Origin of the sequence: Paracoccus suum (genome assembly GCF_003324675.1) — a bacterium.
Classification (GTDB): Bacteria; Pseudomonadota; Alphaproteobacteria; order Rhodobacterales; family Rhodobacteraceae; genus Paracoccus; species Paracoccus suum.
This window is the reverse complement of record NZ_CP030918.1, coordinates 2007860-2024792: the sequence shown is the minus strand read 5'-3', so window position 1 is coordinate 2024792 and position 16933 is coordinate 2007860. Positions and strand designations below refer to the sequence as shown.

13 protein-coding genes are annotated in these 16933 nt (G+C 66.7%); 10 read left to right on the top strand and 3 right to left on the bottom strand.

Annotation, left to right across the window (positions count from 1 at the left end; all coding sequences use genetic code 11):
• Positions 1-545: 545 nt before the first annotated feature.
• Positions 546-1784 carry an aromatic ring-hydroxylating oxygenase subunit alpha gene (locus tag DRW48_RS09840; RefSeq protein WP_114076274.1) on the top strand — a complete coding sequence of 413 codons (1239 nt, stop codon included), beginning with the start codon at positions 546-548 and terminating at the stop codon, positions 1782-1784.
• Positions 1784-2854 (top strand): FAD-binding oxidoreductase, encoded by a 1071-nt coding sequence (locus DRW48_RS09835; RefSeq protein WP_114076273.1) that lies wholly within the window; start codon positions 1784-1786, stop codon positions 2852-2854. Before DRW48_RS09840 ends, DRW48_RS09835 begins: the two co-directional genes overlap by 1 nt.
• A 198-nt stretch (positions 2855-3052) precedes the next feature.
• Here the strand turns inward: DRW48_RS09835 and DRW48_RS09830 are convergent, their stop codons facing one another.
• On the bottom strand, positions 3053-5503 hold the full coding sequence (locus DRW48_RS09830; protein WP_114076272.1) for a penicillin acylase family protein: 2451 nt from the start codon (positions 5501-5503) through the stop codon (positions 3053-3055).
• 167 nt (positions 5504-5670) lie between these two features.
• Between DRW48_RS09830 and DRW48_RS09825 the strand changes: the two genes are divergently transcribed.
• Positions 5671-6537 (top strand): NAD(P)-dependent oxidoreductase, encoded by an 867-nt coding sequence (locus DRW48_RS09825; RefSeq protein WP_114076271.1) that lies wholly within the window; start codon positions 5671-5673, stop codon positions 6535-6537.
• Positions 6538-6611: 74 nt separating this feature from the next.
• The gene (locus tag DRW48_RS09820) at positions 6612-6965 is read left to right on the top strand and encodes a cupin domain-containing protein (RefSeq protein WP_114076270.1); all 354 of its coding nucleotides are present in this window, start codon (positions 6612-6614) and stop codon (positions 6963-6965) included.
• An 8-nt stretch (positions 6966-6973) separates the two neighbouring features.
• On the opposite strand, the gene DRW48_RS09815 is transcribed toward DRW48_RS09820, so the two are convergent.
• On the bottom strand, positions 6974-8161 hold the full coding sequence (locus tag DRW48_RS09815; protein ID WP_114076269.1) for a M20 aminoacylase family protein: 1188 nt from the start codon (positions 8159-8161) through the stop codon (positions 6974-6976).
• Between the two features lie 177 nt (positions 8162-8338).
• Between DRW48_RS09815 and DRW48_RS09810 the strand changes: the two genes are divergently transcribed.
• The 6 genes from DRW48_RS09810 (at position 8339) to hmgA (ending at position 15687) form a co-directional block, all read left to right on the top strand.
• Positions 8339-9376 carry an ABC transporter ATP-binding protein gene (locus tag DRW48_RS09810; RefSeq protein ID WP_114076268.1) on the top strand — a complete coding sequence of 346 codons (1038 nt, stop codon included), beginning with the start codon at positions 8339-8341 and terminating at the stop codon, positions 9374-9376.
• Positions 9369-10448, top strand: coding sequence for an ABC transporter ATP-binding protein (locus DRW48_RS09805; protein ID WP_114076267.1), 1080 nt, complete (start codon positions 9369-9371; stop codon positions 10446-10448). Before DRW48_RS09810 ends, DRW48_RS09805 begins: the two co-directional genes overlap by 8 nt.
• Entirely contained in the window at positions 10445-12148 is a 1704-nt protein-coding gene (locus DRW48_RS09800) for a peptide ABC transporter substrate-binding protein (RefSeq protein WP_114076266.1), read from the top strand. The genes DRW48_RS09805 and DRW48_RS09800 overlap by 4 nt, the downstream gene beginning before the upstream one ends.
• Before the next feature lie 99 nt (positions 12149-12247).
• Positions 12248-13255 carry an ABC transporter permease gene (locus DRW48_RS09795; protein WP_114076265.1) on the top strand — a complete coding sequence of 336 codons (1008 nt, stop codon included), beginning with the start codon at positions 12248-12250 and terminating at the stop codon, positions 13253-13255.
• Complete coding sequence (locus DRW48_RS09790) at positions 13248-14261, top strand: ABC transporter permease (protein WP_241963228.1); 1014 nt, start codon at positions 13248-13250, stop codon at positions 14259-14261. Before DRW48_RS09795 ends, DRW48_RS09790 begins: the two co-directional genes overlap by 8 nt.
• Before the next feature lie 64 nt (positions 14262-14325).
• The gene (gene hmgA, locus DRW48_RS09785; protein ID WP_114076263.1) at positions 14326-15687 is read left to right on the top strand and encodes a homogentisate 1,2-dioxygenase; all 1362 of its coding nucleotides are present in this window, start codon (positions 14326-14328) and stop codon (positions 15685-15687) included.
• Between the two features lie 11 nt (positions 15688-15698).
• Here the strand turns inward: hmgA and DRW48_RS09780 are convergent, their stop codons facing one another.
• On the bottom strand, positions 15699-16919 hold the full coding sequence (locus tag DRW48_RS09780) for a glycosyltransferase (protein WP_114076262.1): 1221 nt from the start codon (positions 16917-16919) through the stop codon (positions 15699-15701).
• Positions 16920-16933: the final 14 nt, after the last annotated feature.

Here is a 16933-nt window from a genome sequence, read left to right as displayed (position 1 = left end):
GATGCCGTGCAGGAGCCGCCGGGCGGGGCAGCCCTGCTCGCAGAAGATCCATAGCCGCTGAGCGGTCTGGTCCTCGGCCCGGAAACAGGTTCGCCGTGCTGTGTCGAGCACCTTCGCCGCGACCCCATGAGGCGCCGAGAATTGCCTCGGGTATCGCGGCTCATGGTCGCCGTCCTGCGTGGCTGACCTGCGGACCCCCTGGCCGCGCCAAATATTGAGGGACCGATCGAAGTGACCGGTCTGACATGGCTCACTCCGGCGTTGTCCTTGTTTCGTCCTTTAAAGCAGGCCGCCAGCCCTCAGGAAAAACGCACCTCCTCCGCCGGCACGGTTCGGAGGGAAGGGCGAATCCCTGTCCTCGCGAAAGGTTACCAGCCGATCACATTTGCGCTCTTTCGACCCCGCGCGACGGCCGGATTCACTGCCTCCGATGGTCATGTCTCAAATACGTCGCGGCAGGTCGGAAATTGCACCTGTCGGCAAATTGGCGCGCCTAGTTTGGCCAGCAGGGCACGGGGATTCGTGCCGTTCACCGCAGGTGCATCATGCTTGACCTCGATCAGACCCTCGCGCTTATCGGCGAACGCAAACCGGCGCACGCGCTCGACCATGCCCTCTATACCGACCCCGGGGTTTTCCAGGAGGATCTGGAGCAGATCTTCTACCGCGAATGGCTCTTCGCCGTCCCGGCCTGCGAACTGGACAAGCCAGGCGCCTTTGCCACGCTGAATGTCGGCGCCTATCCGGTGGTGATCGTACGCGGCACCGACCAGCGCATCCGCGCCTTTCACAACGTCTGCCGCCACCGCGGCCAGCGGCTGTGCCCCAGCGCGGCGGGGCGCGCGGCCAAGCTGGTCTGCCCCTATCACCAGTGGACCTACGATCTGGACGGAAAGTTGGTGTTCGCCCGCGACATGGGACCGGATTTCGACCCCTCGCAATACAGCCTCAAGCCGGTGCATTGCGTCGATCTGGGCGGTATGGTGTTCGTCTGTCTCGCGCAGGTGCCCCCGCCCGTCGCTGACCTGGCCCGCAACCTGATGTCCTACCTGGCGCCCAGTGGCCTCGCCGACGCGAAGGTCGCCCATTCCTCGACCATCGTCGAGAAGGGCAACTGGAAGCTGGTGCTGGAGAACAACCGCGAGTGCTATCATTGCAGTGGCTCGCACCCGGAGCTGTGCCGGACCTATTCGGACGATCCGCTGATGACGGTGATGGAGGGGCCGAACGCCGCCAGCCCCGAGATCCTGTCCCACTGGGCGCGCTGCGATGCGGCCGGCATCCCCTCACGCTTTATCAACCAGCCTGACATGCAGTGGCGCATGGCGCGCGTGCCGCTGATGGACAATCAGGAAAGCTTCACCATGTCAGGCAAGGCCGCCGTCTCCCGCCGCATGGGCACCATCCCGTGGAACGACGCGGGGAGCCTGATGTTCTATCATTTCCCCAGCTCGTGGAACCACTTCCTGCCGGATCATGCCATCGTCTTCCGCGTGATGCCGATCAGCCCGACCGAGACCGAGGTGACGACCAAGTGGCTGGTCCACAAGGATGCGGTCGAGGGCGTCGATTACGACCTGAAGGCGCTGACCGAGGTCTGGATGGCTACCAACGACGAGGATCGCCGCGTGGTCGAGGAAAACCAGTTCGGCATCAACAGCCCCGCCTACGAGCCCGGCCCCTACTCACCCACGCAAGAAGCCGGCGTGATCCATTTCGTGGACTGGTATTGCGGCCTGATGCAGAGCCGCCGCCCGGCGCCCCCGGCCATGGCGGCCGAGTAATGCCGCAGCAGAAGTACGGCTCGGCGCCCTGGGCGGATGCAGAGCATCTGGAATTCGCCATGGCGGTTCCGGAATGCGACGGCACGGCGACCTTTACTTTCCGCGCGCCGTCGGGGTCTTGGTTCGACTACCAGCCCGGCCAGTTCCTGACGCTGGAGCTGCCGGTCCCCGGCGGCCCGGTGCACCGGACCTATACGATCTCGTCCAGCCCGTCGCGGCCGCTGTCGATCTCGATCACCGCCAAGGCGCAAAGCGACAGCATCGGCACCCGCTGGATGCTGGACAACCTCAAGCCCGGCATGCGGATCAAGGCGCTGGGGCCGGCCGGCATCTTCAGCTTCCACCGCCATCAGGCGCCGAAATACCTGTTCATCTCGGCCGGCAGCGGCATCACCCCGATGATGTCGATGACGACCTGGATGTGGGACAGCGGCGAGCAGCCGGACATCGTCTTCGTCCACGCCGCGCGGCGCCCGTCCGAGATCATCTTCCGCGAGCGGCTGGAGCATATGGCGAACCGCACCCCCGGCCTGCAGCTGCACTTCACGGTGGAGGAGCTTGACCCCTTCCGCTCGTGGATGGGCTATCGCGGTCGGCTGACGCAGATCATGCTCGGCCTGATGGCGCAGGACTACTTGGAACGCGAGGTCTTCTGCTGCGGGCCCGAGCCGTTCATGCAGGCCGTCCGCGACATGCTCGTGGCCCTCGGCTACGACATGGCGCATTACCATCAGGAGAGCTTCGGTGCCCCGGTCGAGACCGAGGCGCAGGCGCCGGTGCTGGACGACGTGGTGCCCGACGAGACCGCGGGGGCGGAGATCGAGTTTGCCCTGTCGGCCGTCACTGCCCGCTGTCAGGAGACCGACACGATCCTCGCCGTCGCCAAGCGCGCCGGGCTGAACATCCCGTCCGGCTGCACATTCGGCCTCTGCGGCACGTGCCGCATCCGCAAGACCGCGGGCGAGGTGCACATGGTCCACAACGGCGGCATCACGGACGACGAGATCGCGGAGGGTTATATCCTCGCTTGCTGTTCGAACCCGATCGGGCGGGTTTCGGTGGAGGTCTAGTGGGCTTGGGCAATGGCCGCCCGCCGGTCAGTTCCTCGGGCGACCGACTGCTCTTTCTTCGACCGCATCGCCAGCGTGCCGCCATGCGAAGTCAGTCCTCGAAACCCTGTCGGTCTGGCGACTATCTTCCGCTCACGTCACCACCGTGCTGCCAGAGAACACCCACCGCTCACGACCCTGACCGGCGCCCGCCTCGGCTTAGTTCCCGGCAGCGCCGTCCTGCGGGCGCAGGTGCGTTACCCCCTCGGCGGCCGCGCGGGCAAGGTCGGGGTCGAGCGACATGGTGATATACTCGCCCCTGCGCCAGAGCGCGCTGAGATCGTCGTAATGGCGGGACAGCGGATGACCTGACTGTCCAGTCGAGGTCACGAACACCGAGCTGTCGGGATCGGCCATGTCATAGACGCCGCGGTAACCGGCGCCGGTCACCGCGCTCCACCTTTGCGGGCCCCGACCGAGGGGCGGCGAGGCGGCCATGGTCGCATCCCCGCCGGAGACCGGCTGGCGGAGATTGACGATAAAGCCGAGGCCCGGCGCGCGGCCGAGGGCGGGGTGAACATGGCGCGCCTCGTGGACCGCGCCCCAGCGCCAACTCGCCACGGCCGGGCCAAAGCGCGTCGACAGGTCTTGCAGGGCCGCATCAAGCGCCTGGCGGGCGATCATGGCGCAGGTCTCGACCGGCGCGCTTTGTATCACGTCGCACCATGCGCCGGCGCCGCCGGTATTGCGGAAGACGCGGTCGATGAAGCCGGGGTGCAGTTGGGTGACTTCGTCGGCGACCGGGCCAAGCTCGTCGCGGATCAGGCGGCGCTGCAACTCGGCCATCCAGGCGGCATAGATCAGCGGCTCGGGCAGATGCTCGGACATGCTGCCGTCCCATTCGGCCAGCAGCCCGAGGGCGTCCTGGCGCAGCCGCTCTGGCGTGCCGGAAGGGGCGGGTTCGTCGGCGAACCACAGCTCCGCGCCGACCAGCGGCAGCAGCGCACGCGCCACCGGGCTGATGATGTCAAGTTGCGCGTCAATGAAGCTGTCGCGCGAATGGACCTCGCGGCTGGACAGCAGCGCCTGCAGGCGCGCGGCGCGGGGCGCGTCCGGCCCAGGCGCGGCGCCGGTCTCGCCCGTCGCGGCGACGATCTGGCCCGCCACGTCCTGCGGCGCCTCGGGCGGCAGGACGCCCTGCCAGCGGTTGGCCGCGATCCATCCGGGTGCTGGCATGCGTCCATGCGTCGCGTGCGACTCGCTGCGCACTGGGCGGGCGCCGGCAAGCTGACGGGTTACGCCGCCGGCGTCGGCAAGCGAGACCTCGACCGCGGGGGCAACGATGCCCTGCAAGGCTTTGCCCGCCGCGGCCCGGTCGGGTGCGCGCATCAGGCCCATCAGCGCGCTCATCGTGGTGTCGGTCGTGCTGAGCCCGGTCCAGGACAGCGCCGCAACATGACCGGCCGGCAGCACGCCCGCCAGTCCAAGATGGCCGGCCGGAATGATCGGGCCGTTCACGCTCTCGCGCAAGGTCAGGACCTGGTCGTCGTCGCCGCGCACGCGGATCACCTCGCGCCGGGTGTCGAAGGCGCGCCAGCCGTCGAGGTCGCGATAGCGTTCGGAATCGCCGGGCTGGACCTCTTCGACCAGCACGTCCTGGTCGTCGATCTGCGCGGGCGCGATGCCCCAGGCCAAGGTCGCGCTGCGGCCCGACAGGACGACCGGCACCCCCGGTATGGTCGCCCCGATCACCCCACCCGAGGCCAGCTCAAGCCGGGCGAGATAAAACAGCGAGGGCGCGGTCAGGCCGGTGTCGATCGCATCCGCCAGCAGTGCCCCACCGGCCGCCGTGCGTGCCGCGTCGGCGGCGAACACCGCGCCCGAAGCGGGCCGCTCGGCCGCAGGCGCGACAAAGCCCGCGCGCCAGTTAAACCAATCATCTTCAGGTGCCGGGGCGGTGCCGGGCGCGGCCAACCGTCCGCCGGGAAAAAGGCTGGCGTAGTCGGGCAAGTCCGCCTCGCCCGCCTGCGATACCACTTGCGGCCCGCGCCTCGGCAGGGCCAGCGACAGCCGTGCGCGCAGCACCTCGTTGCGCAGCGCGGCAGTGCTGCCGGAGGCGAGCAGCTTCAGGATCGCCAGCGAATCTGCCGCTTGCCAGTAGGCGATGTCCTCGGGATACAGAAAGAACTCGGGCGCGCCTCGACCGCGCGCCTCGCGGTTCACGATCTGGATCCACTGGTTGACCCCCTCGGCATAGGCGGTGAGGGCGGCGCGGGTGTAGTCGTCCTGCGCGGCCAGCGATTCCTTGGCCCGCCGGGCGAGGCCGAGGCGGCGCGCCAGATCGTCGGCGGCATAGGCGCGCGCGCCATAAAGCTCGGACAGACGCCCGTCGGCGGCACGGCGCAACACCGTCATCTGGAACAGGCGATCCTGGGCATGGGCCAGCCCCAACGCCAGGAACAGATCGGCATCGTTGCTGCCAAAGATATGCGGCACATTCTCGGTCGAGCGCACGATCTCGACCGGGGCGGCGAGGCCGGCAACGGTGTAGTCGGCGTTGTAATCGGGCAGCGAGCGGATCGAGAAATACCACACCAACCCGACCACCAGCACCGCCCCGGCAATCAGCACCACACTCAGCCGCACAAGCCAGCGAAACAACGTCAGCATTGATCGGCGGTCCTCGCGGTCGGCCTGCGGAGGCTTGGCTGGGGGCGATCGGCGCGGCGGTTGACCCGCCACGGCCGGGGTGGGATGTCTGCGAGCGTGTAGGGGATTGCCGCGCGCGTTTCAACGCGGCCGGTGCCCTCTGCGGCAAGCTGACAAAGGGGACTTGAATGGCAAGGCTGGCGTTTCTGGGACTTGGGGTCATGGGCGGGCCGATGGCCGGCCATCTGGCGCGCGCTGGTCATGAGGTGACGGTCTATAACCGCACCGCCCAAAAGGCAGACGCCTGGGCCACGGCCAATGGCGGCAGTGCCGCCCGCACCCCGCGTGAGGCTGCCGAAGGTGCCGAGGCGGTCCTCGCCTGCGTCGGCAACGACGACGACCTGCGCCAGATCTGCCTTGGCCCGGACGGCGCCTTTGCAGGCATGGCCCCGGGCAGCATCTTCATCGACCACACCACTGTCAGCGCCGCCGTCACGCGCGAGTTGGCAGCAGCGGCCGAGGCGGCGGGCATCGCCTATGTCGACGCCCCGGTCTCGGGCGGTCAGGCAGGCGCCGAGAATGGCGCGCTGTCCATCATGTGCGGGGGGTCGGAGGAGGACTTTGCCCGCGCCGAGCCCATCGTCGCCGCTTATGCCAAGATCTGCCGCCGCATGGGCCCCGTGGGCGCCGGCCAGCTGACCAAGATGGCCAACCAGATCGCCATCGCCGGGCTGGTACAGGCCCTCTCCGAATCGATGAACTTCGCCGCCCGCGCCGGCCTCGATACCGCCGCCGTGGTCGAGGTCATCAGCCAGGGCGCCGCGGGCAGTTGGCAGATGGTGAACCGTCACGCGACCATGGCCGCGGGCCAGTTCGAACATGGCTTTGCCGTGGACTGGATGCGCAAGGACCTGGCGATCTGCCTCGCCACCGCCGAACAGGTCGGGGCCAGCCTGCCGGTCACGGCGCTGGTCGACCAGTTCTACAAGGAAGTGCAGGGCATGGGCGGCGGCCGTTGGGACACGTCGGCTCTTGTCGCGCGGTTGACCCGGTGAGTGGGTCGGCCGGGCAGCGGGTTGGCGGGGCGATTGTCTACGCAAACGCCCTGCCCGCGCCGGATGAGACTAACATGCGCAACCTGTTCGCTGGGAATGGCTGGACCAATGCTTGGACCGACGGGGTCTATGATTTTGACCACTACCACCGCACGACGCATGAGGTGCTCGGCTGCATTCGCGGCACGGCCGTCCTCCGTCTCGGCGGGCCGGACGGCAGCGACGCGACCCTGCGCGCCGGCGATGTCGTGCTGATCCCGGCAGGCGTCGCCCATCGCCGGGCTCAGGCGAGCGGCGATTTCGCCGCGGTCGGTGCCTATCCGGGCGGGGCCGAGCCCGACCTGCAACGCGGGCCGGGCGAGGCGCTGGACCTGCCCCGGCCCAAGGCCGACCCGGTCCTGGGACCGGGCCGGGGTTTCTCAGCCTAGGGTGTCGATCAGGACGCGGCCGCGGCGGCAGTCAGGGCAGGCAGCCGGCGCTCGACCATCTCGGCAAACCAGCTCGAGCCGAACGGGATCGCGTCGTCGTCGAAGTTGTAGGCCGGATGGTGGACCATGGCGCTGTCGCCATTGCCAAGGAAGATGTAGGCGCCCGGGCGTTCCAGCAGCATGTAGCTGAAGTCCTCGCCGCCCATCATCGGGTGCATGTCGGTGATGACATCGCCCGCGACCGCGCGTGCCGCATCGGCAGCGTGGACCGTGGCCTCGGGGTGATTCTCGGTGACGGGATAGCCTTCGATGATCTTCAGATCGACCTCCACGCCCATGGCGGCGGCGGTGCCCTCGACCACGCGCCGCAAACCCTTGACCATGATGTCGCGCGACTTGCGATCGAGGCTGCGCACGGTGCCGGCCATCGTGACCTTTTCCGAGATCACGTTGCGCGCCGTGCTGTCCGTCTGCAGCGTGCAGATCGAGATCACGCCCTGGCTCAGCGGATCGACATTGCGTGCCACGATGGACTGGATGGCCACGATCATTTGCGCCGCAGCGACCAGCGGGTCGATGCAGTCATGCGGCTTTGCGGCATGACCGCCGCGGCCGGTGATGGTGATCGCAACCTCATCGGTGCCGGCCATCATCGCGCCCTCGCGGATGGCGAACTTGCCGGTGGGATAGCCGGGCATGTTGTGCATGCCGTAGAACTCATCGATGCCCCAGCGGGTGACCAGGCCATCGTCGATCATGGCCTTGCCCCCGGCGCCGCCCTCCTCCGCAGGCTGGAAGATGACGACGGCGGTGCCGTCGAAATTGCGCGTCTCGGCCAGATAGCGCGCCGCGCCCAGCAGCATGGCGGTGTGCCCGTCGTGGCCGCAGGCATGCATCGCGCCGGGCGTCTTGCTGGCATAGGGCAGTCCCGTCGCCTCGACGATCGGCAGCGCATCCATGTCGGCCCGCAGCCCGATCACCCGGCCGGAGGTGTCAGTGCGGCCGCGGATCACGCCGACAACGCCGGTCCGGCCGATACCCTCGACCACCTCGTCGCAACCAAAGCTGCGCAGCAACTCGGCAACGCGCGACGCCGTGCGATGCACCTCGTAGAGCAGTTCGGGGTTCTCGTGAAACTCGCGCCGCCAGGCCGTAATTTCGGGCAGCATTTCTGCAAAGCGGTTCTTGACGGGCATGGCGGTGACCTTTGCTGAAGAATTGCGCAACGCGACAGTGACGAGAACGCGCGCCGCCCGCAAGCCCCAGGCAAAATGCTTGCGGGATGAATTGAAACAGGTAAGCTCGACCGGCGGTAGCAAAGAATAAGTCCCGAAAAACGGGCAAAAACATGGCTATACGCGGGGGGAATGTGAATGGTGACAGGCCAGCGGCCTATCCTTTCGGTCGAAAGCCTTAACACTGCCTTTCGAACCCGGGGCGGCTATGTGCATGCCGTAAACGACGTCAGTTTTGACCTCCGACCGGGTGAGTTGTTAGGCGTGGTGGGCGAGTCGGGTTCGGGCAAATCAGTGACCATGATGTCCCTGATCTCGATCCTGCCCTCGCCCCCGGCGGAGAATCGGGGCGGCCGAGTGCTGTTCGAGGGGCGCGATCTGCTTAAGCTGTCGCCGCCCGAGTTGCGTCAGGTCCGCGGCGCCGGAATCGGCTTCATCTTCCAGGACCCGATGACCAGCCTGAACCCGGTGTTCACCATCGCCAACCAGTTGATGGAGCCGCTGCGCACCCACATGGGAATGTCGCGCGACGCCGCCCGCACCCGCGCCCGCGAGCTGCTGGAGCTGGTGGGCATCCCCGATGCCGCACGCCGGCTGGACGATTATCCGCACCAGTTCAGTGGCGGCATGCGCCAGCGGGTAATGATCGCCATCGCCCTCGCCTGCGATCCCAAGGTCCTGATCGCCGACGAGCCGACGACCGCGCTGGACGTCACCATCCAGGCCCAGATCATCGAGCTGGTGCGCGATTTGCGCCGCAAGCTGGGAATGGCGATCATCTGGATCACGCACGACCTGGGCGTGATCGCCGGCATCGCCGACCGGGTAATGGTGATGTATGGCGGCCAGATCGTCGAGATGGCCCCGGTTCGCGAGCTTTTCGCGCGCCCGCGCCATCCCTACACCCGTGCCCTTCTGCAGACCGTGCCGTCGGTCCGGGGCGAGCGCGCGGCAAAGCTGAACGTGATCCAGGGCCAGCCGCCAATCGTCCGGGACCGGCCGAAGGCCTGCAACTTCCGCTTTCGCTGCCCCTACCGGTTCGAGCGCTGCGACGCCGAGAACCCGCCCCGCTTCCCCGTCGGGCCGGCGCATGACGCCGCCTGCTTCTGGGATTTCGACCGCGATTCCCCGCGCCTCGAGGCGCGCGGCCTGCCGCGCGAGGCTGCCCATGCTTGACCGAACGGACGAGGCATTGACGCGCGCGCCGCTGGTGACTGTCTCCGGGCTGAAGATGTATTTCCCGATCACCACCGGCTTCCTGCGCCGCAAGATCGGCGACGTGAAGGCAGTGGACGACATCAGCTTTACCATCCGCGAGGGCGAGACGCTGGGGCTGGTCGGCGAATCGGGCTGCGGCAAGTCCACTTGCGGGCGCGCCGTGCTGCGCCTCTACGATCCGACCGCGGGCAGCATCAGCATTGCCGGCCAGGACGTGACGCAGGCCACGCCGGGGGCGCTGCGCCGGCTGCGACCGCTGATGCAGATGGTGTTTCAGGACCCGCAGGCCTCGCTAAACCCGCGCATGACCGTGGCCGATATCATCGGCGAGCCGCTGATCGAACATGCGCGCCTGACCCGCGACGAGCGCACCGCCCGCATCTACGAGCTGATGGACCAGGTCGGACTGAACCGCGATTTTGCCAACCGTTATCCGCATGAATTCTCCGGCGGGCAGCGACAGCGCATTGGCATCGCCCGCGCCCTTGCGCTGAACCCGCGGTTCATCGTCTGCGACGAGCCGATTGCCGCGCTGGACGTCTCCATCCAGGCGCAGGTGGTCAACCTGCTGGAGGAATTGCAGGACCGGCTGGGGCTGACTTACCTCTTTATCAGCCATGATTTGTCGATGGTGCGGCACATCGCCGACCGGGTAGCGGTGATGTACCTCGGCAAGATCGTCGAGCTGGCCGCCCGCGACGATCTCTACCTGCGTCCCATGCATCCCTACACCCAGGCGCTGCTTTCCGCGGTCCCCGAGCCGGACCCCGATGCCGAGGCGCAGCGCCGCCACGTGATCCTGAAAGGCGACGTCCCCTCGCCGGCGAACCCGCCCAAGGGCTGCAACTTCAGCACCCGTTGCCCGCGGGTCATGCCGATCTGCCGCGAGATCGAGCCGGCGTTCCTTGAGGAGCGCCCCGGCCAGTCCGTCGCCTGCCATCTTTATACCATGACCGCCGAACCCACGGCGGCAGAAGCAACTGCCCCGGCCACCGAGCCGGAACCTACCCAGGGAGATCGCATTTCATGACCATCAAGACTGCACTTCTGGGCGCCGCCGCCACAATGGCGCTGCTGCCCGCCGCCGCCATGGCCGAGCGGGGAATGGACGGGGATGTGAAGGTCCTCTATTCACAGGCGATCTCGACAATGAACCCCTACCTCTCGTCGGGGACCAAGGACACCGACGCCGCCAGCCTTGTGCTTGAACCCCTGGCCGGCTTCGATCCCAAGGGCGAAATCTTTCCGCGCCTCGCCGCCGAGATCCCGTCGCGGGACAACGGCGGCATCTCAGAGGACCTCAAAACGATCACCTGGAAGCTGAAGCCTGACCTGAAATGGTCGGACGGATCACCCGTCACCGCCGATGACGCGGTGTTCACCGCGCAGTATTGCATGGCGCCCGACGGCGGCTGTGCGCAGCTTGCGCGCTATGAGGGCGTCGAAAAGGTCGAAGCGGTCGATCCGCTGACCGTCAAGGTCACCTTTACCGAACCGAAGCCCAACCCGTTCACGATCTTTGTCAGCGCCACCGCGCCCATCCTGCAAAAGGCCCAGTTCGAGCCGTGCCTGGGTACGGCCGCATCGAGCTGCACCGACCAGAACTTCCGCCCGATCGGCACCGGACCTTTCATGGTCAAGGACTTCAAGACCAACGACGTGGTCCTGCTCGAAGCCAATCCCAACTATCGCGACCCGGCCAAGCCTGCCTTCGCGACGATGACGCTGAAAGGCGGGGGCGATGCCGCCGCGGCTGGCCGCGCCGTCATGGAAACGGGCGAGTTCGACTATGCCTGGAACACCCAGGTCAGCCCCGAGGTTCAGGAACAGATGAAGGCCGGCGGCAAGGGCGAGTTCGTCTCGGCCTACGGCACGCTGGTCGAGCGGATCGAGCTGAACATGACCGACCCGTCCTCGACCCTCGCCGAGGGCGAGCGTGCGACTGCCAAGCATCCGCACCCGATCCTGGGCGATCCCAAGGTGCGGGCGGCACTTTCGATGGCGCTGGACCGACAGCTGCTGGCCGAGCTTGGCTATGGCGAGGCCGGCAAGCCGACCTGCGATCTGGTGCCCGCACCCGAGGCCTATGCCGCGAACAACACGAGCTGCCTCCAGCAGGACGTGGAGGGTGCCAAGAAGCTGCTGGACGAGGCCGGCTGGACAGTCGGCGGCAGCGGCATCCGCGAAAAGGACGGCAAGCCGCTGAAGCTGCTGTTCCAGACCTCGGTCAACCCGGTGCGTCAGGACTTCCAGGCACTGGTCAAGCAGTGGTGGCAGGAAATCGGCGTCGATAGCGAGCTGAAGACCGTGGACGGCAGCGTCTTCTTTGGCGGCGATGCCGGCAGCCCGGACACGATGCAGAAGTTCTATTCGGACGTCGAGATGTACGCCAACAACTTTGACGGCACCGACCCCGAGCCCTACCTCGCCGAACGCACCTGCAACAAGGCGCCCGGTCCGGACAACCAGTGGCAAGGCCAGAACATCAACCGCTTCTGCGATCCCGCCTACGACGCGATGGTTGTCGAGTTGTCGCACACCTCGGACGAGGCTAAGCGCGGCGAGCTCGCCAAGAAGCTGAACAACATGCTGACGGTCGAGAGCAACTCGATGCTGCCGCTCGTCTCTCGCGCCCGCTTCTCGGCCAAGTCCAAGTCGCTGGGCGGGATCGACCTGAACGTCTGGGACAGCGAGTTGTGGAACGCCTCGGACTGGTTCCGCGTCAAGTAAACCTCCGCTGCGCCTGAGGAAAGGCGTCCGACCGCCCCTTCCGGCATCCCGCCGGGCGGGGCACCCCTGCCCCCAACCAGCCAGCCCCGAGGCCGCAACATGCTGAACTTCGCCCTGCGCCGGGTGCTGATGGCGATCCCCATGCTGATCTTCATCTCGATGGTGATCTTCCTGCTTCTCGAGCTGTCGCCCGGCGATCCGCTGGGTGATCTGCCAATGACCATCCCCCCCGAGGTGAAAGAGCGCATGCGCGAGGCGCTGGGCCTCGGGCAGGCCTGGTACATCCGCTATATCCTGTGGCTGAAACAGTTTTTCGTGGTCGAGCCGCTCTACTGGTTCGACCATCTGACCGGCACCCACTTCGCTGACGGAATGCAGCGCATCATCAGCTTCCAGTCGCGCAGCCCGGTGTTCGAAGTGATCGCCCAGCGCCTGCCGCAGACCCTGACCGTGGTCGGTCTCAGCTACCTGATCGGTGTGGCCATCGCGCTGCCGATCGGCATCCTGTCGGCCTACAAGCAGTATTCATGGTTCGACCAGCTCGGCACTTTCATCAGCATGGTCGGGTTTTCGCTGCCAACCTTCTTTACCGGGGTCGTCCTGATCGTCGTCTTTGCCGTCAAGCTGCACTGGTTTCCGTCGATCTACGACACCACGCTGGTCGTGCGCGACTGGGGCAGCTTCATGGCCCAGGTCCGGCAGATGGTGCTGCCGGTGACGGTGCTCGCGCTCTATAACGCCGCCCAGATCAGCCGCTTCATGCGCGCCTCGATGCTGGACAACCTTGGCCAGGATTACGTGCGCACCGCCCGCGCCAAGGGCATGTCCGAGCGGGTGGTCGTCCTCAAACATGTGCTGCGCAACAGCCTGATCCCGGTGGTCACGGTGATCGCGCTGGGCCTGCCCGGAGTCTTTGGCGGCGCCATCGTCACCGAGCAGGTGTTCAAGATCAATGGCCTCGGCCAGCTTCTCATCACCTCGATCTACGCGAACGACCTGCCGATGGTGCTGACGCTGACCTTCATCTTTGCCATCCTGATCGTCTTTTTCACCCTGATCGCGGACCTCCTTTACGGCGTCCTCGACCCGAGGATCCGCTATGAATGAGCCCCGCACGATGCACGAGGCGACGGCTCAGGTCCGCGCCCATGCCCTGGACGAGGCCGAGACGGTCGCAGCTTCGGCTGGCGGGGGCGCCGCAATCCTCCCCCCCGATGCGCCTGTCAGGCTGGCCCGGCCGCGCAGCCAGTGGCGCGACGTCTGGGACCAGTTTCGCCACCACAAGGGGGCGATGATCGCGCTGGTGATCTTTACGCTCATCGTGCTGTTCGTGCTGATCGGCCCCTCGCTGTGGCACATCGACGCGACGCATGTGGACATCCGCGCCCGCAACAAGGGGTTCAGCGCCGCGCATCCGCTGGGAACCGACCAACTGGGGCGCGACATGCTGGCCCGGTTGATGGTCGGCGGGCGCGTCTCGCTGGCAGTCGGACTGACGGCAATGCTGATTGCAATCACGCTGGGCGCGCTGATCGGCGTTCTGTCGGGGTTTTTCCGTCGCCTCGACGGGCCGCTGATGCGGGTGACCGAGTTGTTCCTGGCCCTGCCCCTGCTGCCCCTCCTGCTGCTGATGGTAACCCTGTTCCGCGAGCCGCTGTCCAAGCACTTCGGTCCGGCGCTCGGGATCTTTCTGCTGATCGTGACGGCCATTGGCGCGACCAGCTGGATGCAGGCCGCCCGCATCGTGCGTGGCGAGGTGCTGGGCGTGAAGGAGCGCGAGTTCGTGCTGGCCGCGCGCTCCATCGGTACGCCCAACGCACGGATCATCAGCCGCCATGTGCTGCCCAACGTCATGTCGCCGATCATGGTCGCGGGCGCCCTCGGCATCGCCTCGGCAATCATCACCGAGAGCGTGCTGTCGTTCCTCGGCCTAGGCTTTCCCCCCGACTTCCCGACCTGGGGACGCCTTCTCTACGACGCAGTCGACCAGATGCAGATGTATCCGTGGCGCGTGATCCTGCCCGGCATCTTCATCTCGCTGACGGTGCTCTGCGTGAACTACGTCGGCGACGGGCTACGCGACGCGCTTGACCCGCGCATCCGGGGCCGCTGAAGCTCAGCTTGACCTGGTTTCATTTGAAACTATCCTTTCCGCATCATCCGGCGGGAAGGATACCATGTCGCTCGACACCACGGCCGCCCCTCTGCGTCTGACGCAGGCGCCCAGCATCGACGGCACTGGCTACATGCCCGGCTTTGGCAATGATTTCGAGACCGAGGCTCTGCCCGGCGCCCTGCCGCAGGGCCAGAACAGCCCGCAAAAGGTCAGCCACGGACTTTATGCCGAGCAGCTGTCCGGCACCGCCTTTACCGCGCCGCGCGGCCAGAACGAGCGGACCTGGTGCTATCGCATCCGCCCCTCGGTCAAGCATGTCGGCCGCTTCACGCGGATCGAGATGCCGTACTGGCGCAGCGCCCCGCATATCCTGCCGGATGTGACCAGCCTTGGCCAATACCGCTGGGACCCGGTGCCCCATTCGGACGAGGCGCTGACTTGGGTGACCGGCATGCGCACGGTCACCACCGCGGGCGATGTGAACATCCAGTTGGGCATGGCGGCCCATGTCTACCTGGTCACCGCCTCGATGGAGGATGAATATTTTTACAGCGCCGACAGCGAGATGCTGGTCGTCCCGCAGGAAGGGCGACTGCGCTTCGCTACAGAGCTTGGCGTGATCGAGGTTGCCCCACAGGAAATCGCCATCCTGCCGCGCGGGCTGGTCTACCGGGTAGAGGTGCTGGACGGCCCGGCCCGCGGCTTTGTCTGCGAGAATTACGGGCAGAAGTTCGACCTGCCCGGCCGCGGCCCGATCGGCGCGAACTGCCTTGCCAACCCGCGCGACTTCAAATGCCCGGTTGCGGCCTTCGAGGACCGCGAGGCGCCCTCGCGCGTCATCATCAAATGGTGCGGCCAGTTCCACGAGACGCGGATTGATCACAGCCCGCTCGACATCGTCGCCTGGCACGGCAACTACTGCCCCTACAAATACGATCTGCGGACCTATTCGCCGGTCGGTGCGGTGCTGTTCGACCACCCCGACCCCTCGATCTTTACTGTCCTGACCGCCCCGTCGGGCCAGGAAGGCACGGCGAACATCGACTTCGTACTGTTCCGCGACCGCTGGATGGTGGCCGAGCACAGCTTTCGCCCGCCGTGGTATCATAAGAACATCATGTCCGAGATGATGGGCAACATTCACGGGGTTTATGACGCAAAGCCCAAGGGGTTCGTCCCCGGCGGGATGAGCCTGCACAACATGATGCTGCCGCACGGCCCCGACCGCGCCGCGTTCGAGCATGGCTCGACCGAGCCGATGGTCCCGGTCCGACAAACCAAGACGATGCAGTTCATGTTCGAGACCCGCTTTCCTCAGCATTTGACCGAATGGGCGGCCCGCACCATGCCGATGCAGGACGATTACGTCGATTGCTGGCGCAGCCTTCAGAAGAACTTCGACGGAACGCCGGGCGAGAAGTAAGGCGTGTGCCCTTAACGGGCTTGCCCTTCGACCCAGTCGATCAGCCGCGGCAGGCACACCCGGCGCAGGTCATAGTCCGACACGACCGTCTCGCGCGCGGCCGCGCCCAGACGCCCGGCCTCCGGGTCTGGGCCAAGGGCGCGGATTAGTGCTGCCGACCATGCTGGCACGTCAAAGAACGGCACCAGCCGGCCGTTGACGCCGTCGGAAATCAGTTCTCGAACCGGCTCGGTGTCGCTGGCGATAACCTGACAGCCGGCGGCCATCGCCTCGGTCATCGACCAACTGAGGACGAAGGGATAAGTCAGATAGGCATGCGCACGGCTGACCTGAAGCAGCTTGAGGTAGTCGTCATAGGGCACGCGGCCCGTGAAATGGACGCGGCTCATATCCAGCCGATCGCCGACCTCAGCCAGAAGACGCGACTTCCAGCTGCCGCCCTCGCGCGGGGCCGCGCCGTAGCTGACGCCTTCGGCACCGACCAGAACGACTTGCGCATTGGGCCGGGCGTCCATCACCTCCGGTAGCGCACGCATCAGGATGTGAAAGCCGCGATAGGGCTCGAGCGAGCGGCCGACATAGGTCAGCACCTCGTCGCCGGCGCGCAGCGTGGTGCCGTCCGCCAGCGTCAACCGGGACGCGGGATCGGGCCGGATGCGGTCGGTGTCGATGCCGTCATGAATGACGGTGATCTTGCCGCGCAACTCGGGCGGAAAGCTGCCCGCCTGGTATTGCGTCGGGGACAGCGCTGCGTCGGCCTGCACCATGGCCTGAATCAGATGCGCCGAGCGCGCCACCGCGCCGAGCCGCGCATCCTCGGTCCGGGGCGTCACCTCGGGGTCAAAGCCGACGTCATGGCCCCGCGTGCGGTAGAGGAGCTCGGCATAGATCGCGAGGCGCGCGTTGGGCCAGATTTCCTGCAGAAACAGCGTCTCGCCCCAGCCGGAATGGCCTATGATCAGGTCTGGCACATAGCCGTGGCGGTCACGCAGAACCCGCGCCGCGCGCGCCGCCTGCAATCCTCGCGCGGCATATTCGGCATAAACCTTGCCCGGCGGGGCCGAGACCGTGACCTCGGCCGGCGGCGCCTTGTAGCGGAACACCTGCACTGGCGAGGGGCGCTGGTTATGCTCGTCCGTCAGGGCGGCAACCTCGTGCCCGCGGGCCGACAGTGCGGGCGCGAGGTAGGGAAACTGGCCGGGAAAGTTCTGGTGGACGAACAGGATCTTCATGCGCGCCCTCGATC